The organism is Hoeflea sp., assembly GCF_984452065.1.
The window spans coordinates 1-23,524 of record NZ_CFHWAF010000046.1 but is presented as its reverse complement, the minus strand read 5'-3'; the positions used below and the strand labels follow the sequence as shown (position 1 = coordinate 23,524).

Here is a 23,524-nt window from a genome sequence, read left to right as displayed (position 1 = left end):
GGGCTACCGCCCGCCGGCCCCCTGCTCGCGGTGCGGCTGACCGAAGACGGACACGAAGGCGGCGCGTATGTCATTGCCGATGCCCATCAGCACCGGGACCAGGAAGAGGACAAGAAGCGTCGCCATGGCCAGGCCGAAGACAATCGTTATCGCCATGGGCAGGAGGAATTGCGCCTGCCGGCTGGTCTCGAACAGCAACGGCAGCAGGCCGCCAATCGTCGTCAGCGAGGTCAGCAGGACGGCGCGCAGCCGGTCGCGGCTGGCGCCGGTGGCCGCATGCATAAGATCCTGGCCCGCCTTCAAACGCTCGTTCAGCCGGGTCACCAGGATGATGGAATCGTTGACCAGAATTCCGGAGAGCCCGAGCAGACCGATCCATGACAGGATGGTCAACTGGGTTCCCATGACCCAGTGTCCGAAAACCGCGCCGACCACGCCGAACGGAATGATCAGCATGACGGCAAAGGGGAGCCAATAGCTGCCGAAGACCCAGGCAAGGATGATGTAGATCACAGACAGGGCGACGACCATTCCAAGCCGCAGATCGGCAAATGCGGTTTCCTGTTCCTGCGAGCGTCCGCCGTAGCGGTAGTCGACGCCGTAACGCGCGGCGATGGAGGCGATGGTGCCGGAGGCCTCCAGTTCCCCGATCACGCCGTCGGTGGTGTTGACCTCATTGTCGATATCGCCGGTCACGGAGATTTTCGTCTTGCCGTCTTTCCTTGAGACGAAGGCAAAGCCCTGCCGTTCGTTCAGCGTGGCGACCTCCGTCAAGGGCACAAAATCCCCGGCCGGGCTCTTGAGCTCGAAGTTGCGCAGGGCTCCGGTGCCGCCGACACGCATCAGTTGCGAGACACGAACGGTGACCTCGTCATCGCCGCGGGCAAACCGGAACGGGATCTGGCCGTCGAAGGCATTGCGAAGCTGCCGGCCGATATTCTCGGCCGTGAAACCCAGCGCCGCGCCGCGCGGCAGCATTTCGACAACCAGTTCGGGCTTGCCGTAGGGCAGGTTGTCGTCGGCGCCGGATACGCCGGCAATCGAGCCGAGGATCGGGATCATCTCCGTGGCGGCGGCCTTCAGATCGGACACCCGGTCGCCGCGCAGCTCAATATCGATGTCGCGGCCGGGCGGCCCGCCGCGCGACTGGAAGATCGAGAAGCGGGACACGCCGGCAAGGTCCGGAACCGCGCGGCGCCAGGCGCGCACAATGTCGGGCGTGCGCACGGTGCGCGCTTCGGAGGACGTCAGCTGCACCTTGATCGTCGCGCTGGTGCCGCCGAAGCGGCTTGCCTTGGAGAACATGACGAAGATGGATTCGGCCAGCGGTTCGTCGCCCCCCGTCAACCGCCGCTCGACGCCGCGGAAAGCCTCTTCAATACGCGCAACGGCCTTGAGCGCATCCTCCTCCGGGAGGCCGGCAATGAAGCTGACATTGCCCCTTATGTTCTCCGCCTCGGGCGAGGGGAAGAAAACGAACTCAACACGCTTGCCCTCGATGAGACCGACGGCGAGCATGAGTGCGAGGCCGACAGCGATCGAAACGGTGACGTAGCGCCAATTGTAGGACAGCGTGACGAGGCGGTTGAACGGCCCGTCGCGGAAGCGGACGAAGTGCCGGTCGAACCAGCCGCGAAAACCGCCCGCCCTGTATTGCCCGCCCGACGCCGCGCGTCTTGCCGGGCTTGACCGCCTGCGGATGCCGAGAATGACAAATTCCACCGCCGTTGCGAAGATGAGCGCCCCGCCGCCGATCAGCACGGCCTGGACAAGCATCGGCAGACCCGTCAGCCCATCCAGCAAGGACCGCGCCGATGAGCCTTGCGGTACCAGCCCGTGGAGCGGCGAATAGGGCGTGGCAACGGTGGCAACCGCCACAACGAGGACGAAGGCGAAGAAAAACTGACGCCAATAGGACCAGCGCGGTTCTCTCGGGCGTTCGAGCGCATGGGCAAGGTGGCCGGGCAGAACGTAGAAACACTCGAGCAGGCTGGCGACAATGACCGCCATGACGACCCATGGCAGCACGCCGATGATCTGGCCGATCGTATCGGTTATCAGCAACATGGGCGCAAAGGCGGCAATCGTCGTTGTCATGGCGGCCATCACCGGCCTGATCATCATGGCGACGCCGTTTTCCGCCGCCGCCACCGGATCGTCGCCCATTTCCAGACGGGTGTAGGTGTGTTCGCCGACCACGATCGCGTCGTCAACGATGATGCCGAGCATCATGATCAGTCCGAAGAGCGAGATCATGTTGATCGTCTGGCCGGAAACGAACATGAAGCCGACGGTGGCGAGCAACGCGACGGGTATGCCCGCCGCGACCCAGAAGGCAATGCGCCCGTCGAGGAACAGGAAAAGGATCGCCACGACCAGGATCAGACCGCCAAGGCCGTTCTTGACGAGCAGCATGATGCGCTCAAGCAGGGAGTCGGCCGCCACCTCATAGGTGGTGATCTCGATGTTGTGCGGCAGTTGCGGACGCAGTTCCTCAAGATATTCGTTGAGGATCCTCGCCGTGCGCAGCGTGTCGGCCGTCGCCGCGCGGCGCACATCGATCTCGATGGCGACATCGCCGCCGGTAAACCCGCGTGTCTCACTGGTATCGAAGGCATCGCTGATCGCGGCGATATCCCCGAGGCGGACCTTCTCGCCGGAGGAAAAGGACACGACCTCGATATTGCCCAATGTCCTGGGCGTTTCGGCATCGGCAAGCGAGCGCAATTGTCGCTCGACCGCACCATCGAGCGTGCCGGAGGGCAGATCGCGGCTGTTGTCGGTGATGGCGTTCGAGACATCGTTGATCGTCAGCCCGAGCCGCCTGAGTTCACGTTCGGGAATATCGACACGGATTTCCCGGTCACGCAGCGCGGTGAATTCCACCTTGTCGATGCCGCGCGCGATCAGCTCGTCGCGTATGTTCTTGGCCCATTCGCGCTTGATCGCCTCGGGCGCCGTGCCGCCGACGGAAAGGCTGGCGACACGGTCAAAAAAGCTCGCCTTCGAGACGGTCGGCGTCTCGGCATCCTGCGGCAGCGTGGTGATGCCCTTGACGGCGGTCTCGACCTCCGAGAGCGCCTTTTGCATATCGCTGCCGTCCTCGAATTCCAGCCGGATCGAGCCGGAGCCTTCGCGCGCCGTCGATGTCATGACGTCGACGCCATCGACAAAGCGCACCTCCGGTTCGATGACCGCAAGCAGATTGGCTTCGATATCCTCCGCGCTGGCGCCGGACCAGGAAACCGAAATGTTGATCGCCGGACGGTCGACCGAGGGGAAGAATTGCGTGTTGATCTGGAGTATGGCGAACACACCCAGGAGGATCATCAGCATCATCAGCAGGTTGGCGGCATTGGGATGGCGGATGAATGTGCGCACAAGGCCGCCCGAGCCGCGCAATTCGTGTGCCGCGTCATCAATTGCCTGACGGACACCGCGCTCAGCCATAATCAGCTTCCCTCGGCCGTTCCGGGAGAGGCCTCGCCACCGGTGTCATCCGCCGCGCCTGCAGGCTGACGCACAAGGACACCGTCATCGGCCTGGGTCAGGTGGGTGGTCATGACCACATCGCCCGCCTCGATCCCGCCGGTCACAATGACGTCCTCACGGTCGAAGGCGGCGATCTCGACCACTCGCCGAACCAGTTTTCCGTCTTCGACGACAAACACCTCCGAGCCGTTGAACAGCGCGGTTTCGGGTATTCTGAGCGAATCTTCATAGGTGCGGTCGGGAACATCGATTTCGACGAAGGCGCCGGGGCGCAGCTGAACCGGCGAATTGGACGGGTCAAGCCGCGCCACAACCTCGACACCGCCGCGCTGCGAGGCGATCTCGGCTGCGATCCGGTCAATGCGGCCGACATATTCATAGCTGCTGACGCCGACCGTCCAGATCACCCTGATGGCGCGTCCGATCAGCGGATCGGCATCCGTCGATATGCGTCCGTATTGGGCGTCGGTCAGGGTGAAGCGGACCTCAAGCGCGTTGTCGTCATAAAGCGAGGCCACGACATCAGTGCTGCTGACATAGCGGCCCGGCTCGGCATTGTGCGCCTGAACGACGCCGGAAAACGGCGCCTTGAGCGTTGTGTTTTCAAGATTGCGTTCGGCCTGCTGGACCTTCCATTCAAGGCTTTCGATATTGGCTTCCTGCTGTTCCTGCCTCGCCTCTTCTATGATGCGGTTGTTGCGCCTCTGGCTCACCGCCTGTTCGCGCTGGGACACGATGAGACGCCGGTCCTCGACCTGCTTTTCGGTCAGGGTTCCGCTGGCGACAAGCGACTGCGCGCGCTCCAGATCGCTTTCGGCAAGAGCCAGCTGCATCTCCGAGGCTTCCAGTTGCTCCTGCTCGGCAATCATGCGCGCCCTGGTTTCGGCCAGCGTGGCACGCGCCTGGGCGAGATTGGCCCGCGCTTCGGAAAGCGCGCCACGATATGTAAAGGTATCGATCTCGAGCAGCACGTCGCCGGCCGCGACATAGGATCCGGCCTTGAGTTCCGGGTTGACGGCGATGATCTCGCCATTGACCAGCGGGCGCAGTTCTACCGAGCGGGCGGCCTGAACCTCGCCGTAGAGCAGCAATTGCGGTGTGTTGACGGCCGGTTCGGCGGTGACGGTTTCGATCGAATAGACCGTGGGTTGAAAAGGCCGCGGCGTGCGTTCGGGACCGGTCGCGATCAGCCGGTTCATCACCGCATAGGAGCCGCCCAGAACCGACAGCATCAAAATCACCTGCAGCAGAACGCGCCCGCCGCTCAACAAAGGCGCGCGCGGTTGCATTTCAACCGGGGGTGCGTCTTCTTCGTTACGAGGCTGCGCCGCCTCCCCGTCATGTGCCGACTTCAGCATTCAGCAGGCTCCGACCGTATCCAGGCTTGTTCCAGCTATGTAGCGGCCCGGCGCGCAAATTAAAGTTCTTCTAATTCTCCTGCCATATTGCCCCTTTTGCTTCCAATTGCCAGAGCAACGGCCAAGCCTTTACATAACTTTACACTGCAGTGCAGCAAATCAGGCCATGGATATTGAAGTGCGAACGCGGGCTTCTACCGGTCGATCTCATCCGGCTTGAAGCGGTAATTTGCGGAGCAGAATTCGCATTTTACCATGATTTCACCGTTTTCGATGCTGTCGTCGAATTCGTCGCCCTCAAGCCCGGCGAGCACGCTCATGATCTTGTCACGGGAGCAAGAGCAATTGTCGCGCACCTCGACCGGCTCGAATACGCGCACGCCGCGCTCGTGGAACAGACGGTAGAGCAGCCGCTCCGAACCGACCTGCGGATCGGCCAGCTCGTCATCGGCAATGGTCTCCATCAGGGCCTTTGCTTCCAGCCAGTCCTCGTCTTCCTCAAATTCCAACTCGTCGGTGTCTTCGGGCAGATCGCCGCCGGGAAGGTCCGCCTGGCGCATGCGTTCCGGCGACTCGGGCAGGAATTGCAGCACGACACCGCCGGCCCGCCATTGATGCCGGCGCTCGCCGTCCTCGCCGGAGCCGTAAAGCTGCGCGGCGGCGAGCCGGACCTCTGTAGGGATCTGTTCGGACTGGCGGAAATAGGCGCGCGCGATCTCCTCGAGCGTTGCGCCGTTCAGTTCGACAATACCCTGATAGCGCTGCATATGGCTGCCCTGGTCAATGGTGAAAGCCAGTATGCCGCTGCCGAGCAGTTCATGCGGCTCGAGCCGGTCCTGCGCCACCGCCTCGGCCAGCGCCCGTTCATCGAAGCGGGCATAGGCGCGCAGGCTGTCGGGTGTGGTGAAATCCGCCACGAGCATGTCGACCGGGCCGTCGCTCTGCGTCTGGACGATGAACTTCCCGGTGAATTTCAGCGAGGTGCCCAAAAGCACGGTCAGCGTCACGGCCTCGGCAAGCAGGCGCGCGACCGGCTCGGGGTATTCGTGCCGGGCAAGGATGCCGTCGAGCATCGGGCCGAGCTGGACGGCGCGGCCGCGCGCATCGAGGCCTTCGACCTGAAACGGCACAACCTGATCGTCACCGGCAAAGCCGATCTCTCCAAGAGTAAATTCGTCGTTCATTATCTCAACACTTAAGGGAGCGGCACGCGCTCATGAACAGCCTTCAGGCGGGGGACCTCAGATGCGGTCGAAACACCAGGCAAGGATCGCCTTTTGGGCATGCATGCGGTTTTCGGCTTCGTCGAAGACAACCGACCGGGGGCCGTCGATGACCTCGTCGGTCACTTCCTCTCCGCGGTGAGCCGGCAGGCAGTGCATAAATAGGGCGCCCGGGTGGGCTTTTTCCATAAGCCTGGCGTTCACTTGATAGGGCTTGAAGACATTGTGACCGCGGGCGCGCTGCTCCTGGCCCATGGAAACCCAGGTATCGGTAAAGACGCAGTCGGCACCGGCGACCGCCGCTTCGGGGTCGTTTGTCATGCTGACGCCGCCGCCGTTCTTCCGCGCCCAATCGGCAAAGCGCGCCTCGGGCTCGGAGCCCTCCGGAACGCCGATATTCACATGGTAACCGAAACGGGCCGAGCCCTCGAGCAATGAATGCAGGACGTTGTTGCCGTCGCCGATCCAGGACAGCGTCTTTCCGGCGACCGAGCCGCGATGCTGCTCATAGGTCATGATATCGGCCATGATCTGACAGGGATGCGTGTCGTCGGTCAGGCCGTTGATGACCGGCACCGTGGCGTATTGCGCAAGTTCCGTCAGCCTTCCATGGTCGGTGGTGCGGATCATCACCGCATCGACATAGCGCGACAGCACCCGCGCCGTATCGGCAATGGATTCGGCGCGTCCAAGCTGCATCTCGCTGCCGGAGAGCATGATCGTCTCGCCGCCAAGCTGACGCATGCCGACATCGAACGACACCCGGGTGCGGGTGGAGGGCTTTTCGAAGATCATCGCCAGCACCTTGCCGGCGAGCGGCTTGTCGGCGCTGCCGTCTTTGGTGGCGGCCTTCCGCTTGTGCGCATGATCGAGAATGCCGCGCAGTTCATCCGCCTCAACGGCGGAAAGATCAAGGAAATGACGGGGCCCGTCATGTGTGGTCATCTCAATTTTCCCTGTAGGTGCGGCGGGCCTTTCGCGCCCGGCCCGAATCGCCGGTCAGGCCGCCTTGACCGATAGCGCCGCGGCGGCGGCCTCCAGTCGCGACAGCCCGTCGCGTGCTTCCTCGGCGGTTGTCGTCAACGGCGGAAGCAGGCGCACGACATTGTCTCCGGCCGGCACGCCGAGCAGGTTCTGATCGCGCATGGCGACCAGCAGATCCATATTCGGGCCCTTGCATTTGATGCCGAGCATCAGGCCGGAGCCGCGAATTTCCTCGATCACATCGGGATATTTGTCGGCAATGGCGGCAAGTCCCTGTTTGAAGACCAGCGCAACATCGCGCACATGCTGCAGGAAGCCGTCCTCGAGGACGACGTCGAGCACCGCATTGCCGACCGCCATGGCCAGCGGATTGCCGCCATAGGTCGTTCCATGGGTGCTTGCCGTCATGCCGCTGGCGGCGTCCTCGGTCGCAAGGCAGGCGCCGAACGGAAATCCGCCGCCTATGCCTTTGGCGACGGCCATGATATCAGGCGTGATGCCGGCCCATTCATGCGCAAACAGCCTGCCTGTACGGCCGACGCCGCACTGAACCTCGTCGAGGACCAGCAGCAGGCCGTGCTCGTCGCACAGGGCACGCAGATCGCGCAGGAACTGCAGCGACAGCTCGCGGATACCGCCCTCGCCCTGCAAGGGCTCGACGAGGATCGCGGCGGTCTCTTCGTTGACGGCCGCCTTCACCGCGTCCAAATCGCCGAAGGGCACCTGATCGAAGCCGGGCGCCTTGGGGCCGAAGCCTTCCAGATATTTCTCCTGCCCGCCCGCGGCGATGGTTGCGAGGGTGCGCCCGTGGAAGGCGCCTTCCATGGTGATAATGCCGACGCGCTCCGGCCTGCCGTTCACATAATGGTAGCGCCGCGCGGTCTTGATCGCGCACTCGAGCGCCTCGGCGCCGGAATTGGTGAAGAACACCTTGTCCGCGAAGGTCGCCGCCGTCAGCCGGTCGGCCAGCCGGTCCTGGCCGGGAATCTCGTAAATGTTCGACAGATGCCACAGCTTGTCCGCCTGGCCTTTCAGCGCCTCGACCAGATGCGGATGCGAATGGCCGAGCGAGTTGACGGCGATGCCGGCGGCAAAATCGAGATATCGCGTGCCGTCTTCGGCTATGAGCCAGACCCCCTCACCGCGCTCGAAACGGAGCGGAATGCGGTTATAGGTGCCGAAGAGCGAGGTATTCGCCGACATGATGCATCTCTCCAAACAAACCGGTCAGGCCGGATGATTTGACGGAAAAGCCGGCCGGAACGTCCGGCACAAAACAAATAGCTGCCCCGAGAGGCAGCTGTGCCAGTACCTTTATACCGAGCGCGGCAATCAATCAACCGTTGCAAAACAGGCGGGGGAGGCGGGAATTGCGCGCGCAAATTTGGTCAAAATTTGCCGACAACGGCTTCAAGTTGGGGAAAACTCGAAAAAGGAATCCCAACCGATTCGCGGACTCTTGTCACCGAGTCCCGCTGTCACTAACTTATGGTTAAGGATTACGGACTGCATGCGGCGGACCTAGTGGCCTTTAACACAATAAGTATTTCGGTTCCGAAATGATTTCGGAATGCGTTAAAGGATTCGGCTGTCCCCGTATGCGGCTAACAGGGATGATTGACCATGAGCTGGACTGATGAACGCGTCGAACGGCTTACGAAACTCTGGGCGGACGGGCTGAGCGCGAGCCAGATCGCCGCCGAGTTGGGCGGCGTGAGCCGCAATGCCGTAATCGGCAAGGTCCATCGTCTCAACCTGCCGGGCCGCGCCAAGTCCGGCGGATCGTCGGCGTCCAGGAGCAAGCGTGCCGCATCGGGTTCGAGAAACGGATACGGCTCTTCGCGCAGCACTGTCACCCGGTCGGTGCCGCGCACCAGCGGGGCAACGGCCCTGAAGCAGGAGGTGATCGCGGATGCGATCGCCGAGATCGATACACGGCCCGTCGAGGACGTGGTCGTGCCGATCTTCCGCAAACTGCCGCTGGCCGAACTGACGGAGAAGACCTGCAAATGGCCGGTCGGCGATCCCCTGCAGGACGACTTCTATTTCTGCGGTGCCGACTGCGACGACAGTTCACCCTATTGCAGCTATCACTCGAAGCTCGCCTTTCAGCCGGCCGCCGAGCGCAAGCGCATGCGCTGAAACGCGGCTTCTGCAGCCTGATTGGAAACGGCCCCGAACGGCTTCAGGGGCCGTTTTTCTTTGGCGGCTTCTGCGGACGGCCGAGGACCGCGGGCGCCAGGAAGGTCAGGATCACAAGACGCCAGACATGATGCGCGGCCACGAAGGTGGGATCGGCGCCGAGGATCACGGCGACGGCCGCCATGGATTCCACCCCGCCCGGCGCGAAAGCGATCAATATCTGCGGGAACGGAAGATCGACGAACTGAACGAGCAGCATCGCAAAAACGGACGTCACGACGAATGCGACCGCCGTGACGACCAGCCCGGCGCCGAGTGCGCGGCGCAAGGTGGAAAACGCGACGCCGGAAAACCGGGTGCCGATCAGGCTTCCCATGATGGCAAAGGCCGGGATCAGGACCCATTGCGGCACATGCCCCTCGACAAGGCCGGTGAGATGGGTGAGCGTCGAGAAGATCATGCCGCCAAGAAGAAGCGCCGCCGGGACATGCAGGCGATGAAGCAGGAAGCCAATCAGAAGCGCGCAACAGAGGCTGACCGCCAGCCAGAAGAGATCCATCGTCGCGCCCGGAAGCCCCATCAGCGAGGTGTCATAGCCCATCAGGCTGACGACAAAGGGAACAAGCAGGGTCAGGGCAAGAACGCGCGTGCTTTGAATGACACTGATCGTCGGAATGTCGCCACGCGTCTGGGAGGACAGGCCGAGAATGTAGCTGAGGTGCCCGGGCGTCGAAGACAGGATGGCGGTTTCCCGGTCCTGCTTCCAGAACCGCCGCAGCATGGCCGCGCACGCAAAGAAGATCACGCAGACGCTGACGGCAAGGCAGACAAAGCTCAGCGGCCATTGCCGCGCCGCCTCATAGACCTCCGGCGTCACGCCCGTGCCCATCGACAGGCCGATAACGACAAAACACAGATCGCGCAGCACATTGGGGGTTTTGAGCCGCAATCCGGCCACGGAGAAGATGGTCACCGCAAGCGCCGGACCGGTCAGGGCCGGGGCCGGGAAGCCCAGGAACAGCCCCGTCGCCAGACCGACGCCGCCGATCGCAAGCGTCAGGAGGATCGCCGCTGCATCGCTGCCTGGCCGCAACATTCCTTGCTTCAGCCTCCCTCCCCGGCCCTGTCGGCGCCCTTGCGCATCCGCTGGATATTCGACCAGGCCATCGGCGCGAACAGGCAGCACAGGGCGATCAGCAGGATGACCAATGTCAGCGGACGCTGCCACAGGAACGACCAGCTGTCATTGTTGATGAGCAGCGCGCGGCGCAGGTTTTCCTCCATCATGCCGCCGAGGATAAAGCCGAGGATCATCGGCGCCATCGGAAAATCCAGGAACCGCAGCATGACGGCGACAAGGCCGAAAAGCACCATGAGCTGGATGTCGAACGTGTTGAAGCTGACAAAGTAAACACCGATCAGCGAAAAGAACAGGATCAGCGGCAGCAGGAAGCGGGACGGGATCGCCAGCACTTTGGCAATATAGGGAATGAGCGGCAGGTTGAGCACCAGCAGCACGATGTTGCCGATCCACATCGACACGATCACCGACCAGAACACGGCCGGCTGATCGATATAAAGGCGCGGGCCCGGCTGAATGCCGTAGCCGATGAGCGCGCCGAGCATGATCGCCGTGGTGCCGGAGCCCGGAATGCCGAGCGTCAGCAAGGGAACGAAGGAGCCCGTCGCCGCCGCATTGTTGGCCGTCTCGGGTGCGGACAGGCCCCGCACCGAGCCCTTGCCGAAGAGCTTGCCTTTTTCGGGGCCGGCGAGGCGCTGCTCGGTGCCGTAGGCAAGGAAACTGGCGATCGTCGCCCCGGCGCCCGGCAGGACGCCGACGATGAAGCCGAGGATGGACGAGCGGCCGATGACCGGCACCATTTCGCGCACCTCCTCGCCGCTCACCTTCATGGAGCCGAGATTGGACGAGGCCTCCATTTCCTCCTGGCGCTTGTCGTCGCCCGACGGCTTCAGGATGGCGATCAGCGCTTCAGAGAGCGCAAAGGTCGCCATGACCAGAAGCAGGAATGAAATGCCGTCGGTGAGATCGATGAGGCCAAGCGTAAAGCGCGGTACGCCCTGCGTCTGGTCCGTGCCGACGGTCGACAGCATCAGGCCGACGACCGTCATCAGCAGCGCCTTCAGCACATCGCCCTTGCCGGCGAAGGCGGCAACGGCGGTAAGGCCGAGCACCATCAGGGCGAAATAATCGGCGGAGTGAAAGGACAGGGAGACCGCCGCCAGGAAGGGCGCGGCGACCAGCAGGAAGATCGCGGCGATCACACCGCCGGAAAACGAGGAATAGGCGGCAATCGCCAGCGCCTTGCCGGCCTTGCCCTGCTTGGCCATCGGGTAACCGTCGAAAGAGGTCGCGACCGTGCTTGCGACGCCCGGCGCATTGATCAGGACCGACGAGGTCGAGCCGCCGAAGATCGCTCCGTAATAGACCGCGGCCATCAGGATGATGCCGGTGGCGGGCTCGAGGCTCGCGGCGACCGGGATCATCAGCGCGATGGCCGACATCGGCCCGAGGCCCGGCAGCATGCCGATAAATGTGCCGATGAGACAGCCGGCGAAGATAAACAGGATATTGAGCGGGTTGAGCGCGGTTCCAAGACCGATAAGGATGCCTTCAATCATGACGCTAGCCCTTTAAAAACCATGGCAGCGGCTCGATGAAGACATCGAGACCCTGCGTCATCAGCAGCCAGAAGCAGACGACGAGCGGAACGGCGACGAGAAACAGCTTGAGCGCCGAGCGCTCGCCGAGCATGGCAAAACCGGCCATCAGGAAGAGCGAGGTCGACAGGATAAATCCGAGCGGGCGGATCGTCAGCCCGTAGACCGACATGAGAACAAGGAAAAACGCCGCCCTGCCCCAGTTGAAACCGGCAAGCTGCGGGCGCTCATTTGCGCCGGGGAAGATCACCACCAGGAGGGAAAGGCCGATGCCGAGCACCATCAGCACTTCCGGCATGGTGCGGGCCGTGAACGCCGCCTTCGCCTGTATCGGCAGCAGCGTGATGTTCTGGCTCAGAAACCCGTAGGTAACGCAAAAGGCGAGCAGAAGAACGCCGCCTATCCGGTCCTTTGAAAACAGCATTGAAACCCTCCCCCGGGCGGCTATCGCCCGCTTGCGACGGCGGGGCGCTCCGCTGAACGCCCCGCCGCCCAATATACCGGTAATGAAGACGCTTGTCTTAAAGGAAACCGAGTTCCTTCATGAGACCGCCGACTTCCTGTTCCTGCTGCTCCAGGAAGGTGGAGAAGTCGTCGCCCGGATTGAAGATCTCGACCCAGCCGTTGCGGTCGCGCACGGCGACCCATTCGGGCGTGTCGTACATGGCTTCAAACGCGGCCACGAACTGCGCCTTCTTGTCGTCCGGCAGACCGGGCGCCGCAAAGAAGCCGCGCCAGTTGACAAAGTCGGTTCCCTTGGAGCCGGATTCGTCGCAAGTCGGCGTATCGGGCGCCGCGTCAAGGCGTTCCATGGAGGTCACGCACAGGATCTTGACCTCGCCCTGACGGGAAAGCTCCAGGGCCTCGCCGAGGCCCGTCGTCAGCGCGGCGATCTCGCCCGAAAGGAGCCCGGCCATGGCCTTGCCGCCGGCATCATAGGGAATGTATTTCACCTCGGTCGGGCTCTCGCCGGCATTCTTCATGACAAGCGCCGCGATCAGATGGTCCATGCCGCCGGCAACCGAGCCGCCGCCGATCGCAACGTTGGAGGGGTCGGCCTTGTAGGCCGCCAGAAGGCCGCCGAGATCGTTGATGTCGGAATCCTTGCCGACGACCATCGCGCCGTAGTCGCCTATTATGCCGGCAATCGGCGTCAGGTCACGGAAGGATTGCGGAAAGACCTTCTGCAGCGAACGGATAACGATCGGCGTGGAATTCACCATCAGCGTATCCTGGTCCTTGGTCTCGATAATGTGGGCAATCGCCTTGCCGCCGCCACCGCCGGACATGTTCTCATAGGACGCGGAGCCGACAATGCCGGATTTGGTCAGCGCCTCTCCGGTGCCGCGGGCCGTTCCGTCCCAGCCGCCGCCAGCGCCGCCGGGGATCAGGAACTTGATTTCATCGACGGTCTGCGCCTGCGCCAGACCGGCGGACGCGGCCAGTGTAAATACGGACACGGCAAGGGCTGCCGTCAGTTTCTTCAGCATGATTTCCTCCCAGGGATGCTCAATCCACGCCCAATGGCGGGCGTTGCGTCCAGCAAAGCAGCAAAAGCTGTCATGAAGCTGACATCGGCGGACCGAAAGCGCTGCGGGCCGCGCTATTTCGTCCTCAGCGCATCGTTCCAGCGGGAGATGAAGCGGGCGCGCTTGACCTGATCGAGATAGACGACAAGGCCCGGACTGATCGAGATCGGCCGCAGCCGCGCGCCGAAACGCGAGCGCAGCGCCGAGGCGGTGTTCTCGCCCTCGACACGCGGATGCAGCGCCGGCAGGCGCGCATCGCGCGCCATGATCGTCTGCCCCTCCTCGGACATCAGGAATGCGAGCATCGCCTCGCCGAGTTCCGGATCGGCGGCGGCTTCGGGAACCAGCCCGATGCGTGACATGACGACGGTGTAATCCTCCGGCAGGATGATACCGAGATCGGGAATCTGGCTGGCCCAGTTCTGCGCGTAGGAGCCGAGGATGTTGTAGCCGAGCGCGAAGCGGCCATCGGCCACGCGGTCCAGAATGGCCGAGGAACTGGAATAGAGCTTCACGCCGGCGGTGCCGAAGGCGGCAACAAGGCTCCAGATGTCACGGCTGTGTTCGCGGTCGCGGGCAAGGAACAGGAAGCCGAGGCCCGAACGCTCGACATCATAGGTGGCGATCCTGCCGTAGAGTTCGGCCTCGGAGGATTTCAACAGCCCGATCAGCTCGGAGCGGTTGCGCGGCACCTCCAGGCCCTCGAAGGACGGCTTGTGGTAGACGATGACGGAGGGCTCGAAGGTCAGGCCGAAGAGGGAATCGCGCCAGTTCGCCCAGTCGGGCCAGCCGTCGACGCCGACGCCCGCGACCTCGCGGGCATAGCCGTCATTGGCGAGCTTGACCTGCAGGTCCATGGCGGAGGAAATCACCAGGTCGGCGGTTTTGCCCTCCTCGTCCGTCTCGCGGAGGATGCGCTCGTAGATTTCCAGCGACTGCAGGTCCTCATAGCTCACCGCAATGCCGGGATTGGCCTGCTGGAACGCATCGATCAGCGGGCGCGAGACACGCTCGTCGAGGGTCGAATAGACGGTGAGCGTGCGCACCGGGCCGGTCCCGCCAACGGGCGGGAAATAATTGGACGCGAGGGCCGCTCCGGTGGCGGCCAGATAGGCAATCAAAAGGCAGACAAGGCGCATCCGGCGACCATGCCCGGCAAATTGGACATTCACAAGTGGCAATTGAATATCTAACGTTGTTCACGGAGGATGAATGCGCATACTGATCGTTGAAGACAACCGCAAGCTGGCGGAAGGGCTGAAGACGCTGCTTGCCGACAGCGGCTATGCCGTCGACTGGGTGGCGGACGGCGACTCGGCCCTGTCAGCGGCGCGGGCGCTCGGCTACGATCTCATCGTGCTCGATCTCAGCCTGCCGGAGATCGACGGGCTGCAGGTGCTGCGCGAGATGCGCGCCGACCGGATCGCCGTGCCGGTGCTGATCCTGACGGCGCGCGACGGGCTGGAGGACCGGATCAAAGGCCTCGATCTCGGGGCCGACGATTATCTGACCAAGCCCTTCGAATGGGGCGAGCTCGACGCGCGCATCCGCGCCCTCATCCGCCGCTCGGCCGCCGTGCGCACATCGCTTATCGAGGCCGGCGCGCTGACATTCGACTTGAAAAGCGGGCAGGTCACCGCCAATGGCGCGGTGCTGGAAATCCCGGCGCGGGAGACCGGCGTGCTCAGGGCGCTGCTGCTCGCCAACGGGCGCACGCTCAGCAAGGGTCAACTCATCGAGTCGCTCAGCAGCTTCGACGAGGACATCAGCGAGAACGCGGTGGAGCAATATGTCAGCCGGCTGCGCCGCCGGCTCGCCGACTACGGCGTCTCAATCAAGGCGGCGCGCGGGCTCGGCTACTACCTGCAGACGCCGGATGCGAAAGAGGCGCGATGACCGGCGTCTCCTCCTCCTATTCGCTGCGCTCGCGGCTTTTGCTGTGGCTGCTTTTGCCGCTTCTGGCGATCGGCCTTCTGGCGCTCTTCGATTCCTACCGCTCGGCGCGCGAGACCGCCGACGAGATCTCCGACCGGGTGCTGGCCGGCTCGGCCCTTGCGATTGCCGAGCGCATCTTCGTCAACGATGACGGATCGCTCGAAGTCGACATTCCCTATGTGGCGCTGGAAATGCTGACATCCTCGGCCGAGGACCGGGTGTTCTACCGCATCGAGGGGGCGGGGGCAGAGTTCATCACCGGTTACCGGCAGCTTGCCGTGCCGGCGCAGACGGACCGGATCGAGCGCGACATGCTGTTTGCCGATTCGCGCTTCCGGGGCGAGCCGATCCGCATCGCCGTGCTGCCAGGCGCCGCCTCGTCCGACACGGTGTCGCTCGCCTACCGGGTGATCATCGCCGAGACCACCAATGCACGGTCGAAGATGGCGCGCGACATTCTCTTTCGCTCGGCGGTGCGGCAGGCGGTGCTGATCGCGACGGCCGTCCTTGTCGTGTGGATCGCCGTCACCCTGTCGCTCAGGCCGCTCTACCGGCTGCAGGAGGCGGTGGGGCGGCGCAGCCCGGAGGACTTGAGGCCCATCGAGCATCGGGTGCCGGGCGAGGTCAGCGGGCTGGTGCTCACCATCAACGATCTGGTGCGCCGCTTCGGCTCGTCCATCTCGGCGCTGCGCAATTTCACCGCCAATGCCAGCCACCAGCTCAGAACACCGCTCACCGTGATGCGCACGCAGCTCGAAATCGCCAACCGCGCCGCGACGCCGGACGAGCGCCATGCGGCGCTGAAAGAAACCGACGAGGCGATCGGCGAGGCCGAGCGGGTGCTCTCGCAGCTTCTCGTCCTGGCGCGGCTCGATTCCACCGATGAGGGCGATGTCGCCGGGCGGCGCTGCGACCTTGCCGAGGTGTGCCGTCAGGTCTGCCAGGACCTCATCGCCGGCAACCTGCCAGGCGATATCGATCTCGGCTATGACGGGCCGGAGCACCTCAACGCCCGGGGCGATGCGGTGCTCATGCGCGAGATGCTGCGCAACATTGTCGAAAACAGCATGCGCCATGGCGGCCGGCCGATCGAGATCACCGTGCGGCTGCGCGCCGGCGACGGGCGGGCGGTGCTGGAAATCGAGGATGACGGCAGCGGCATCGCGCCGTCGGAACGCCAGTCGGTGCTGCGGCGCTTCGGGCGCGGCGGCGACACCGCATCGGAGGGCAGCGGGCTCGGCCTTGCCATTGCCCGCGAGATCGCCGCGCTCTTCGGCGGCACGCTCGATCTTGAGACGCCCGAAAGCGGCAAGGGTCTGCTGGTCCGCATCGGCTTCGCCGCCGTCTGATTTACCGAAAATTCATCCGATCTTGCATTAGTTCGATATCGTACTATATAGGGAAGAACCATGACCATCAGCCGACGCAAAATGCTGACCGTACTCGGCGGCGGAACCATCCTTGCCGCAACCGGCGCCTCGACGCTCTTTGCCACGACGCGCCGCCCGGCGAAGGCGCTTGCCCCGTGGGAAGCGGCGGGCGGCGAGAGCGAGCCGCGACGGCGGGCGCTCTCCTACGCGATCCTCGCGCCCAACCCGCACAACCGCCAGCCCTGGCTGGTCGATCTGAATGAGGCCGAGACGGTGACGCTTTACCGCGACACCGAACGCGAGCTGCCAGAGACCGACCCGTTCCAGCGCCAGCTCACCATCGGCCTTGGCTGTTTCCTCGAACTGTTGGCGACCGCCGCGTCTGAGACCGGCCATGCGGTCGCTATGGATCTTTACCCGGAGGGCGAGGACGGGCCGGTCGCCGTCTGCCGTTTCAGGCAAGGCGCGGCGCCCGACCCGCTCTTTGCCCATGTGATGGACCGGCGCTCCTGCAAGGAGCCTTATAGCGCCGAGCCGGTGCCAGCGGCGATGATCAATCGGCTTTCAGCCCTCGCCGATATCCGCACCGATCCGGGCGACGTCGCCCGCATACGCGACCTCACCTGGCAGGCCTGGCTCACCGAGATGCAGACGGAACGCACGCTGATGGAAAGCGTCGAGCTGATGCGCTTCGGCAAGGCGGAGATCAACGCCAATCCGGACGGGATCGATCTCGGCGGCCCGTTCCTCGAAGCCCTCATGCTCGCCGGCATGCTCTCACGCGAGGCGCAGGCCGACCCGACCTCCACCGGCTTCAAGGAGGGCGTGCGCATCTATGAAGAGATGCTCTTTGCAACGCCCGCCTATGCCGTGCTGACGACGCCGGGCAACACCCGCGCCGACCAGATCGAAGCCGGGCGGCGCTGGCTGCGGCTGAATCTGACCACCACGGCGCTCGGCCTTTCGCTGCATCCGGTCAGCCAGGCGCTGCAGGAGTTTGACGAGATGCGCCCGCATCATGAAAAGGCGCATGCGATGCTCGCCCCATCTGGCCATAGGGTGCAGATGCTTGGTAGGCTGGGCTTCGGGCCGCAGGTGAATCGATCGCCGCGCTGGCCGCTGGAGACGCGCATCATCAATGGATAGCAAGACGCTTTCGCATTATTTCATGCTTTTCAACGAGATCGGCATCATCGCGCAATTGAGCCGCGCCCTCTTCGAGGCGCGGCTGCCCGACGGCTTCCTGATCTCGCATTTCTCGGTGCTCAACCATCTGATCCGCGTCGGCGACGGCCCGACCCCACTGCGCCTCGCCAACGCCTTCCAGGTGCCCAAAACGACGATGACGCACACGCTCTCAGGCCTTGAAAAACACGGCCTCATCGACATGCGCCCCAACCCCGAAGACGGCCGCAGCAAATGCGTCTGGCTGACGGACGCCGGCCGCGATTTTCGGGATAATGCCATCGCCGCGCTGGGGCCGGATATGGCGCAGCTGGCGGAGCGCTATCCGCCGGAGTTTATCGAGGATGTGACGCCGAAGCTGGCGGAGATCCGGAAGTTTCTGGATGCGGCGCGGGAGGGGTGAGGCTATTGTTGAGGATGATGACGTTGGTTATGAGCGCAAGCTACTCCAACTGGTTCGCCGGAAGTGGACTTTCAAACTAAAGGAGTATGCAGCACATTGGGCCAACTGTGGGCGCCCAACTTGATGAACAATGCACTCGACATGCCATGTCATTGCACCGATTATCTTGCCGCCCTATGAAGGGCTGTTATAAGATAAATTTGCAACAAACTGTCAAATATTCGGCTCATCGTAACTGTATTTCAGCACTTTTGCCCGAATCCCTATACCATCACCGAAGCATCACATCTCGGGATCGCGACATGAATGACAACTTTGGAACCTCGGTTCGGTTCGCAACGCTGTTGCAAGGATCAAATACGAATGCGGAGATATACGACCGCCCGTTGCTTGAGAGGCAGGATTGGCTAGTTGCGCCAACTTTGGGTGCGATCGTGCCCAACTGGGTGCTCGTAATTCCGAGGAAGCGCGCGCTCAACTTCAGAGAGTGGCAAAGAAAAACCGGCAAGAAACCAGAGTTGATCGTGAGTGCTGTGTGCCAACATTTAGGTTTGCGTCACGCCGATGTCATATGGTTCGAACATGGCCCAACCGAAAGAGGATCAGTCTCTGGATGCGGCGTCGACTACGCACATCTACATATCTTGTTCAATCCCCACTTCACCTTTGAAGCTCTCACGGATCAGGCAAGGTCGATGTCGAAACTGGACTGGCAATTAACGGTTACAAGCCAAGCATACGATTTCTTAAGTGAGGTTGATTCCTATTTCGTTGCTGGTTCGGGGGAGCAGGCGATATCCGCATTAAACGTAGAGTCTGCCGGATCGCAGTTCTTTCGGCGTGTCATCGGCTCACTGACAGGCCGGAATGAACTCTGGGATTACCGTCGCCATCGGCACTCGGATAACATCACCACCACGATCAAGAATTTCCAAATCCTTGAAGGCGTTACTGAGTGTGACCGATGAATCGAAAGAAGAATACGATTCGAAGGAGCCCGCAGCAACCGCCGCTCCGATGAAACAGCCCGTCGGCGGTAACAAAGATTACACCGATGAACGCCCTCGCTGGGATTGGGAATCACGATATCCAGAAGAGGCGCGCCAGAAAATGAATGCTGAGGCTTGGGTGCTTGTCGTGGCACTGATTGTTGCCTTGTGCGGAGCTGGCTTCTTTTTAGGGCTGGCGGGTCAGCATTTTAGCGTGGACACTTGGTTTGGTCGACTTTCGATTAGTTTTCGCCTGATAGCCATTTTCTTCGCCGGTTGCGTGGGTGGTATAACCTTTTCGATGAAATGGCTGATCCACGCTGTAGCTAAGGGTAAGTGGCACCTCGATCGCCGTTTTTGGCGTCTCATGGTCCCATTGATGGGGGGTGTTTATGCCTGTGTCGTAATGACATTGTTCGGTTCCGGCATGCTTATGGTTCAGTCGACGGAAGAATCAACTTCAATAGCAGGAACGGCCGCACTAGCATTCCTCGTTGGTTATTTTTCAGATGGCGTAAGCGGACTTCTGTCGAATGTGGCCAACGCAGTTTTCGGCACTCTGGAAAAGAAATGACCACGCTGCTTTTCTCGGATGATCAGCCGCGGATTGAATGGTCCGATGTTAAGCGGTTCGGTGTCGATTTCGGCACGAAGGGTGCTAACTCGCTTGCAATCCCCCGCGCTTGGACGTTGCCGTTTGTTTTGGTGCCTTTCGACTTGGTCGCGCGAACAACTGCAAGCGGCACTCTATCGGACAACCTGTCCTCCGCAGATTTGGCCCGTATCAAAGGTTTGGCTTCGCGTGGGGGAGAATTAATCATCCGTTCAAGTGTTGTGGGAGAAAGCATCTGGGAACGCGGTACCTATGACAGCATTACCGTGAAGCGCAGTTCGAAGGACTTCATTGACGTCTTTGACCAGGCGGTTCAGGCCGTTATTGCCTCAGCGAAAGGCAAACCTCTGGGCCTTTTGATCCAACGATATGTGCGTCCAACTTCCGCAGGCGAGTTTGGGAATCTCCTGCGGATTTCCAAAACCAGGGACCATTGGGAAATCAGCGTCGTTGAAGCTAACGGGATGACGGCCCGTGAGCGCCTGAACAGCCAACGCGATCAAGCAGCTGATCCAGACGCACCCCTAGGCGTCAGATCCGGCATCGCAAGAGAACGGCTCTTTGGTTCTGTCGGAGCGTGGCTAAACAATGAACTGCTGCTGGGTCGTTCTCAGCGGCTCAACTGCGAATGGCTGACGGACAATCATAGCTACTATCTTGTCCAGATCGATGAGGCAGATGAAGACCTTTTTGGCGTAAATCCATTCCAAGTACGCGTGCCGGTGGCTATTCATCCCGATGTTAATAGTGGTGTTTACTTGAAACTGGCTGACGGCGATATGTTGGCACATTGGGATAAACTGCTTGTCCTACAGGAGTTGTGGGAGCCGGATGCAAAACACAAGCCGATTCTCTTCTGTGTGCCGGTCGATCAATTGCCTGATGCTGCCGACAGGTCTGGCGTCAAACAATTCACAGACGATCTGAAGAGTTTAATCGGTCCTGCCGGTATCATCGTGCGGACAAGCGTCAAAGCAGGTCAGAGCAAAATCCCAAATCTGCCGCGCACGGAATGCCTGACTCCTAAAGACGCGACTTGCTGGTGTCTAGATAAGGCCGCAGAACTGAGGAAGGATTATGATACATCTGATCTTGCCTTCATCGTACACCGTTTTGTGGCGTCTCGTTCAAGCGCATGGGTTCGGGCCGAGCCTGACAATCCCATTGTGGAAATCAATGCACTTTGGGGACTGCCTGACGCCCTTCAATATTGTCCGTATGATATTTGGGAGGTTCACGTTCCGACTGGCGTGGCAACAGAATATCCAGACTACAAGTCAGATATGCTTATCTCAACGGAAGATGGTGGTTGGGATTATGTTAGGGTGAAAAATGAACTTGCTCGCAATAATTGCATCGGATCCTCTGAAGCAAAGGACTTAGCAAGCAGATCATCAGCAATTGCGGAGCGCCTCGGTCGTGCCTGCCATATCATGTGGTTTATTGGATGCGCAGATGCAGATGGTTCGCAATTCAATATTCCGTGGTATTGGACAGAAGCTCACATCGCCGAACGAAACCCAGACCGCACCACGTACAAAGTTTTTGAGGTAACCGACGAAGCGACGCTGGACGAATTCCAGAGCTGGTCAGGTCCAAGAGGAAGGCAAGCTCTGTCTATGCGGCCGACTGAATTGCGTCTAATGCGTGACAATGCATTTATAGCGTCAGTCGGAAAAGCCGCCAGAGAGGCCAATGTGCCGATCATTTTGCACGGCTCGACATTAGCCCACGTCTATTATCAACTGCGCAATATCGGTTGCATCATCGTAACCTCATCTGAAAAGAAACGCTCTAGGGTTCGACGATCAACGAGCCTAGGAAAACTTGTCAGAGACCATATTCCAGCAAAGATCGCTGATAGACGCGAGATGGAGGTTACTCGGAAAGTACCCAAGAACCTTAAGGTCGGATTTCTGATCAGCAAGTTATTCGAAGAGGCGTTGGAGGTTCGGGAAGCTAACGACGAGTCCTCCAAAACTGAAGAATTAGCTGATTTGTACGAGGTTTTCCGTGCGGTGGCATGTTCAGAAGGGATTTCGCTCGCCGCCATAAAAAAAGCTGCTGATCGAAAGAAACGGAAATCAGGCGGCTTCGATGAGGGGTTGGTGTTGCTACAAACTGGCATAGCGTCGGCTGAGCGCATGCAATCTGCCGAGTTGGAGCGTAACCCGGAGGACGTATTGGCGTACCAGTCATCCGACGATAAGGCGGAAATTCCGTTTTCGTTTTTCGGTTTCATGGAACTGGACCGTCCCATGTACGTCTATTTCCGCTCGTTCGGCACCACACTTGAAGTTACTCTTCGTTCCGATCGTATTGAGCTTAGGCTGGTTAAGGAACCGCAACAGCTTGACCTTCTTATCGAGGAAGATTGATGGCTTTCGGGAAACCTCAATGATGAGGCTTAATACGAAACACATCGACAGTTTGTTCAAACATACTTCGCGTCACGGTTCGCGGTAGGGACGCCGGTTACCCGGCGCGCCCCGCACAGATCCGTACGAGCGGGATTCCCGCATACGGCTCCTACCTTGGATGTTTGACGGCAAACCGCTGCCCGGGCCATGGATGGAGGATGCGCGGTTTCGGCAGCCATCGGTCGGCCAGCCGGGCAATCTCTACCATGGTCATGGCATCCTTCTGGCTGCGCCGCCTCAGCGTGCATCGTCAACATTCCCCCTGCCGGCCCGTTTCGTCTCATTGCGATCCGGCCAATCTGTCACCCGGCGCGGGCCAAGGCAATAAGCGTCAAAACCGCTCGCCCATCAGCCGGTGGCACCAGAAGGTCTCTTCCGTCTCGATCAGGCGGTTGAGGCGGGCGCGAGATACTGCGCGACATGATCGCCGAATTTGCCGTGATCCGGGCGAAAAACGGCGCGGATGTCATGCTCGATGTCCGGGACGACATGCCGCATGTTCTCCATGCTCAAGACGGCCGATCAATATCTCTCGACCTTTCGGCGTTAAACGGGCATTGTTGTGGATGTTCATTCGGTCCCCCTCCTGATCACTGATCTTTCGCAACTTCAGCTTTTCAGATCGGGATCGAGTGAACAACCTCCTGAAAACTCACATCCAGGACAAGGCTGCTCCCGCAATGTCGCTCTCGGATTTTGTCTACCGACCGTTTGAAACCCTCGTGCGTCCGCTGGACATCCCGCACGGTCCGCTGCCGGCGAGCGGGGCGCTTGCCCTGTTCCTGTATTTGGCGCGTATGTTCCGCGGCACGCTGGCTGCCATTGTCCTGTTCAGCATCGCCGTCGAGAGCATCAACCTTGCGGTCATCTGGGGCATCTCCTTTATCGTCGACGGCGTCACCGCCAAAGGCGCGAGCCTCTTCCTGCAGGAAGACTGGCGTGTTCTTGCCATCCTTGGCGTCCTGTTCTTTCCGGTGCTTCCGCTTTGCATCTTTCTGGCAAACACGCTCGGTTCGCAGGTCGTGGCCGTGTGCATGCCGGCCGTCATGCAGTGGCAGGGCCACAAGGCGGTCGAGCGCCAGGACCTCGCCTTTTTCCATGACATGCTCGCCGGTCAGATCGCCACGCGGATCTCGCAGATCGCCAGCGCGCTGGAACAGCAAATGGCCGTCGTTTTCCAGACCGTTCCGCACTTCACGGTG

At 61.4% G+C, this 23,524-nt stretch carries 18 protein-coding genes and 1 pseudogene; 9 read left to right on the top strand and 10 right to left on the bottom strand.

Features of this window, described 5'->3' with window-relative positions; translation table 11 throughout:
- Positions 1-3: 3 nt before the first annotated feature.
- The 5 genes from AC5E6N_RS10940 to AC5E6N_RS10920 all read right to left on the bottom strand — a co-directional run bounded on the left by AC5E6N_RS10940 (position 4) and on the right by AC5E6N_RS10920 (position 8,260).
- A complete protein-coding gene (locus AC5E6N_RS10940; RefSeq protein WP_491747854.1) occupies positions 4-3,450 on the bottom strand; it encodes an efflux RND transporter permease subunit in 3,447 nt (1,148 codons plus the stop codon).
- Positions 3,451-3,452: 2 nt separating this feature from the next.
- The gene (locus AC5E6N_RS10935; RefSeq protein WP_491747853.1) at positions 3,453-4,850 is read right to left on the bottom strand and encodes an efflux RND transporter periplasmic adaptor subunit; all 1,398 of its coding nucleotides are present in this window, start codon (positions 4,848-4,850) and stop codon (positions 3,453-3,455) included.
- A 194-nt stretch (positions 4,851-5,044) separates the two neighbouring features.
- Positions 5,045-6,034, bottom strand: a complete 990-nt coding sequence (locus AC5E6N_RS10930; protein ID WP_491747852.1) for an Hsp33 family molecular chaperone — start codon at positions 6,032-6,034, stop codon at positions 5,045-5,047.
- Between the two features lie 57 nt (positions 6,035-6,091).
- The gene (argF, locus tag AC5E6N_RS10925) at positions 6,092-7,018 is read right to left on the bottom strand and encodes an ornithine carbamoyltransferase (protein ID WP_491747851.1); all 927 of its coding nucleotides are present in this window, start codon (positions 7,016-7,018) and stop codon (positions 6,092-6,094) included.
- A 54-nt stretch (positions 7,019-7,072) separates the two neighbouring features.
- The gene (locus tag AC5E6N_RS10920) at positions 7,073-8,260 is read right to left on the bottom strand and encodes an aspartate aminotransferase family protein (protein WP_491747850.1); all 1,188 of its coding nucleotides are present in this window, start codon (positions 8,258-8,260) and stop codon (positions 7,073-7,075) included.
- Positions 8,261-8,680: 420 nt separating this feature from the next.
- Here AC5E6N_RS10920 and AC5E6N_RS10915 point away from each other — a divergent pair, with 420 nt between their 5' ends.
- Positions 8,681-9,199, top strand: a complete 519-nt coding sequence (locus AC5E6N_RS10915) for a GcrA family cell cycle regulator (RefSeq protein ID WP_491747849.1) — start codon at positions 8,681-8,683, stop codon at positions 9,197-9,199.
- Between the two features lie 43 nt (positions 9,200-9,242).
- On the opposite strand, the gene AC5E6N_RS10910 is transcribed toward AC5E6N_RS10915, so the two are convergent.
- The 5 genes from AC5E6N_RS10910 to AC5E6N_RS10890 form a co-directional block, all read right to left on the bottom strand.
- Positions 9,243-10,295, bottom strand: a complete 1,053-nt coding sequence (locus AC5E6N_RS10910; protein WP_491747848.1) for an AbrB family transcriptional regulator — start codon at positions 10,293-10,295, stop codon at positions 9,243-9,245.
- Between the two features lie 8 nt (positions 10,296-10,303).
- Complete coding sequence (locus tag AC5E6N_RS10905; protein ID WP_491747847.1) at positions 10,304-11,839, bottom strand: tripartite tricarboxylate transporter permease; 1,536 nt, start codon at positions 11,837-11,839, stop codon at positions 10,304-10,306.
- A 4-nt stretch (positions 11,840-11,843) separates the two neighbouring features.
- A complete protein-coding gene (locus AC5E6N_RS10900) occupies positions 11,844-12,302 on the bottom strand; it encodes a tripartite tricarboxylate transporter TctB family protein (protein ID WP_491747846.1) in 459 nt (152 codons plus the stop codon).
- 97 nt (positions 12,303-12,399) lie between these two features.
- Positions 12,400-13,368 (bottom strand): tripartite tricarboxylate transporter substrate binding protein, encoded by a 969-nt coding sequence (locus AC5E6N_RS10895; protein WP_491747845.1) that lies wholly within the window; start codon positions 13,366-13,368, stop codon positions 12,400-12,402.
- A 113-nt stretch (positions 13,369-13,481) separates the two neighbouring features.
- On the bottom strand, positions 13,482-14,546 hold the full coding sequence (locus AC5E6N_RS10890) for an ABC transporter substrate-binding protein (RefSeq protein ID WP_491747844.1): 1,065 nt from the start codon (positions 14,544-14,546) through the stop codon (positions 13,482-13,484).
- A 73-nt stretch (positions 14,547-14,619) separates the two neighbouring features.
- Here AC5E6N_RS10890 and AC5E6N_RS10885 point away from each other — a divergent pair, with 73 nt between their 5' ends.
- The 8 genes and pseudogenes from AC5E6N_RS10885 to AC5E6N_RS10850 all read left to right on the top strand — a co-directional run.
- Positions 14,620-15,303, top strand: coding sequence for a response regulator transcription factor (locus AC5E6N_RS10885; protein ID WP_491747843.1), 684 nt, complete (start codon positions 14,620-14,622; stop codon positions 15,301-15,303).
- Complete coding sequence (locus AC5E6N_RS10880; protein ID WP_491747842.1) at positions 15,300-16,691, top strand: sensor histidine kinase; 1,392 nt, start codon at positions 15,300-15,302, stop codon at positions 16,689-16,691. The genes AC5E6N_RS10885 and AC5E6N_RS10880 overlap by 4 nt, the downstream gene beginning before the upstream one ends.
- Positions 16,692-16,751: 60 nt before the next feature.
- Positions 16,752-17,858 (top strand): Acg family FMN-binding oxidoreductase, encoded by a 1,107-nt coding sequence (locus AC5E6N_RS10875; RefSeq protein ID WP_491747841.1) that lies wholly within the window; start codon positions 16,752-16,754, stop codon positions 17,856-17,858.
- Positions 17,851-18,300 (top strand): MarR family winged helix-turn-helix transcriptional regulator, encoded by a 450-nt coding sequence (locus AC5E6N_RS10870; protein WP_491747840.1) that lies wholly within the window; start codon positions 17,851-17,853, stop codon positions 18,298-18,300. Before AC5E6N_RS10875 ends, AC5E6N_RS10870 begins: the two co-directional genes overlap by 8 nt.
- 302 nt (positions 18,301-18,602) lie before the next feature.
- On the top strand, positions 18,603-19,268 hold the full coding sequence (locus AC5E6N_RS10865) for a hypothetical protein (RefSeq protein ID WP_491747839.1): 666 nt from the start codon (positions 18,603-18,605) through the stop codon (positions 19,266-19,268).
- On the top strand, positions 19,258-19,863 hold the full coding sequence (locus AC5E6N_RS10860; RefSeq protein WP_491747838.1) for a hypothetical protein: 606 nt from the start codon (positions 19,258-19,260) through the stop codon (positions 19,861-19,863). The genes AC5E6N_RS10865 and AC5E6N_RS10860 overlap by 11 nt, the downstream gene beginning before the upstream one ends.
- Positions 19,860-22,280: a hypothetical protein gene (locus tag AC5E6N_RS10855; RefSeq protein ID WP_491747837.1), complete on the top strand. Its 2,421-nt coding sequence runs from the start codon at positions 19,860-19,862 to the stop codon at positions 22,278-22,280. The genes AC5E6N_RS10860 and AC5E6N_RS10855 overlap by 4 nt, the downstream gene beginning before the upstream one ends.
- A gap of 722 nt (positions 22,281-23,002) precedes the next feature.
- Positions 23,003-23,524 (top strand): annotated as a pseudogene (locus AC5E6N_RS10850) (ABC transporter ATP-binding protein); the annotation flags it as partial.

What these genes read in the sequence shown, in the direction of transcription:
- AC5E6N_RS10940 (WP_491747854.1), bottom strand. Translation starts at nt 3,450, where the DNA reads ATGGCTGAGCGCGGTGTCCGTCAGGCAATTGATGACGCGGCACACGAA.
- AC5E6N_RS10935 (WP_491747853.1), bottom strand. Translation starts at nt 4,850, where the DNA reads ATGCTGAAGTCGGCACATGACGGGGAGGCGGCGCAGCCTCGTAACGAA.
- AC5E6N_RS10930 (WP_491747852.1), bottom strand. Translation starts at nt 6,034, where the DNA reads ATGAACGACGAATTTACTCTTGGAGAGATCGGCTTTGCCGGTGACGAT.
- argF (WP_491747851.1), bottom strand. Translation starts at nt 7,018, where the DNA reads ATGACCACACATGACGGGCCCCGTCATTTCCTTGATCTTTCCGCCGTT.
- AC5E6N_RS10920 (WP_491747850.1), bottom strand. Translation starts at nt 8,260, where the DNA reads ATGTCGGCGAATACCTCGCTCTTCGGCACCTATAACCGCATTCCGCTC.
- AC5E6N_RS10915 (WP_491747849.1), top strand. Translation starts at nt 8,681, where the DNA reads ATGAGCTGGACTGATGAACGCGTCGAACGGCTTACGAAACTCTGGGCG.
- AC5E6N_RS10910 (WP_491747848.1), bottom strand. Translation starts at nt 10,295, where the DNA reads ATGTTGCGGCCAGGCAGCGATGCAGCGGCGATCCTCCTGACGCTTGCG.
- AC5E6N_RS10905 (WP_491747847.1), bottom strand. Translation starts at nt 11,839, where the DNA reads ATGATTGAAGGCATCCTTATCGGTCTTGGAACCGCGCTCAACCCGCTC.
- AC5E6N_RS10900 (WP_491747846.1), bottom strand. Translation starts at nt 12,302, where the DNA reads ATGCTGTTTTCAAAGGACCGGATAGGCGGCGTTCTTCTGCTCGCCTTT.
- AC5E6N_RS10895 (WP_491747845.1), bottom strand. Translation starts at nt 13,368, where the DNA reads ATGCTGAAGAAACTGACGGCAGCCCTTGCCGTGTCCGTATTTACACTG.
- AC5E6N_RS10890 (WP_491747844.1), bottom strand. Translation starts at nt 14,546, where the DNA reads ATGCGCCTTGTCTGCCTTTTGATTGCCTATCTGGCCGCCACCGGAGCG.
- AC5E6N_RS10885 (WP_491747843.1), top strand. Translation starts at nt 14,620, where the DNA reads ATGCGCATACTGATCGTTGAAGACAACCGCAAGCTGGCGGAAGGGCTG.
- AC5E6N_RS10880 (WP_491747842.1), top strand. Translation starts at nt 15,300, where the DNA reads ATGACCGGCGTCTCCTCCTCCTATTCGCTGCGCTCGCGGCTTTTGCTG.
- AC5E6N_RS10875 (WP_491747841.1), top strand. Translation starts at nt 16,752, where the DNA reads ATGACCATCAGCCGACGCAAAATGCTGACCGTACTCGGCGGCGGAACC.
- AC5E6N_RS10870 (WP_491747840.1), top strand. Translation starts at nt 17,851, where the DNA reads ATGGATAGCAAGACGCTTTCGCATTATTTCATGCTTTTCAACGAGATC.
- AC5E6N_RS10865 (WP_491747839.1), top strand. Translation starts at nt 18,603, where the DNA reads ATGAATGACAACTTTGGAACCTCGGTTCGGTTCGCAACGCTGTTGCAA.
- AC5E6N_RS10855 (WP_491747837.1), top strand. Translation starts at nt 19,860, where the DNA reads ATGACCACGCTGCTTTTCTCGGATGATCAGCCGCGGATTGAATGGTCC.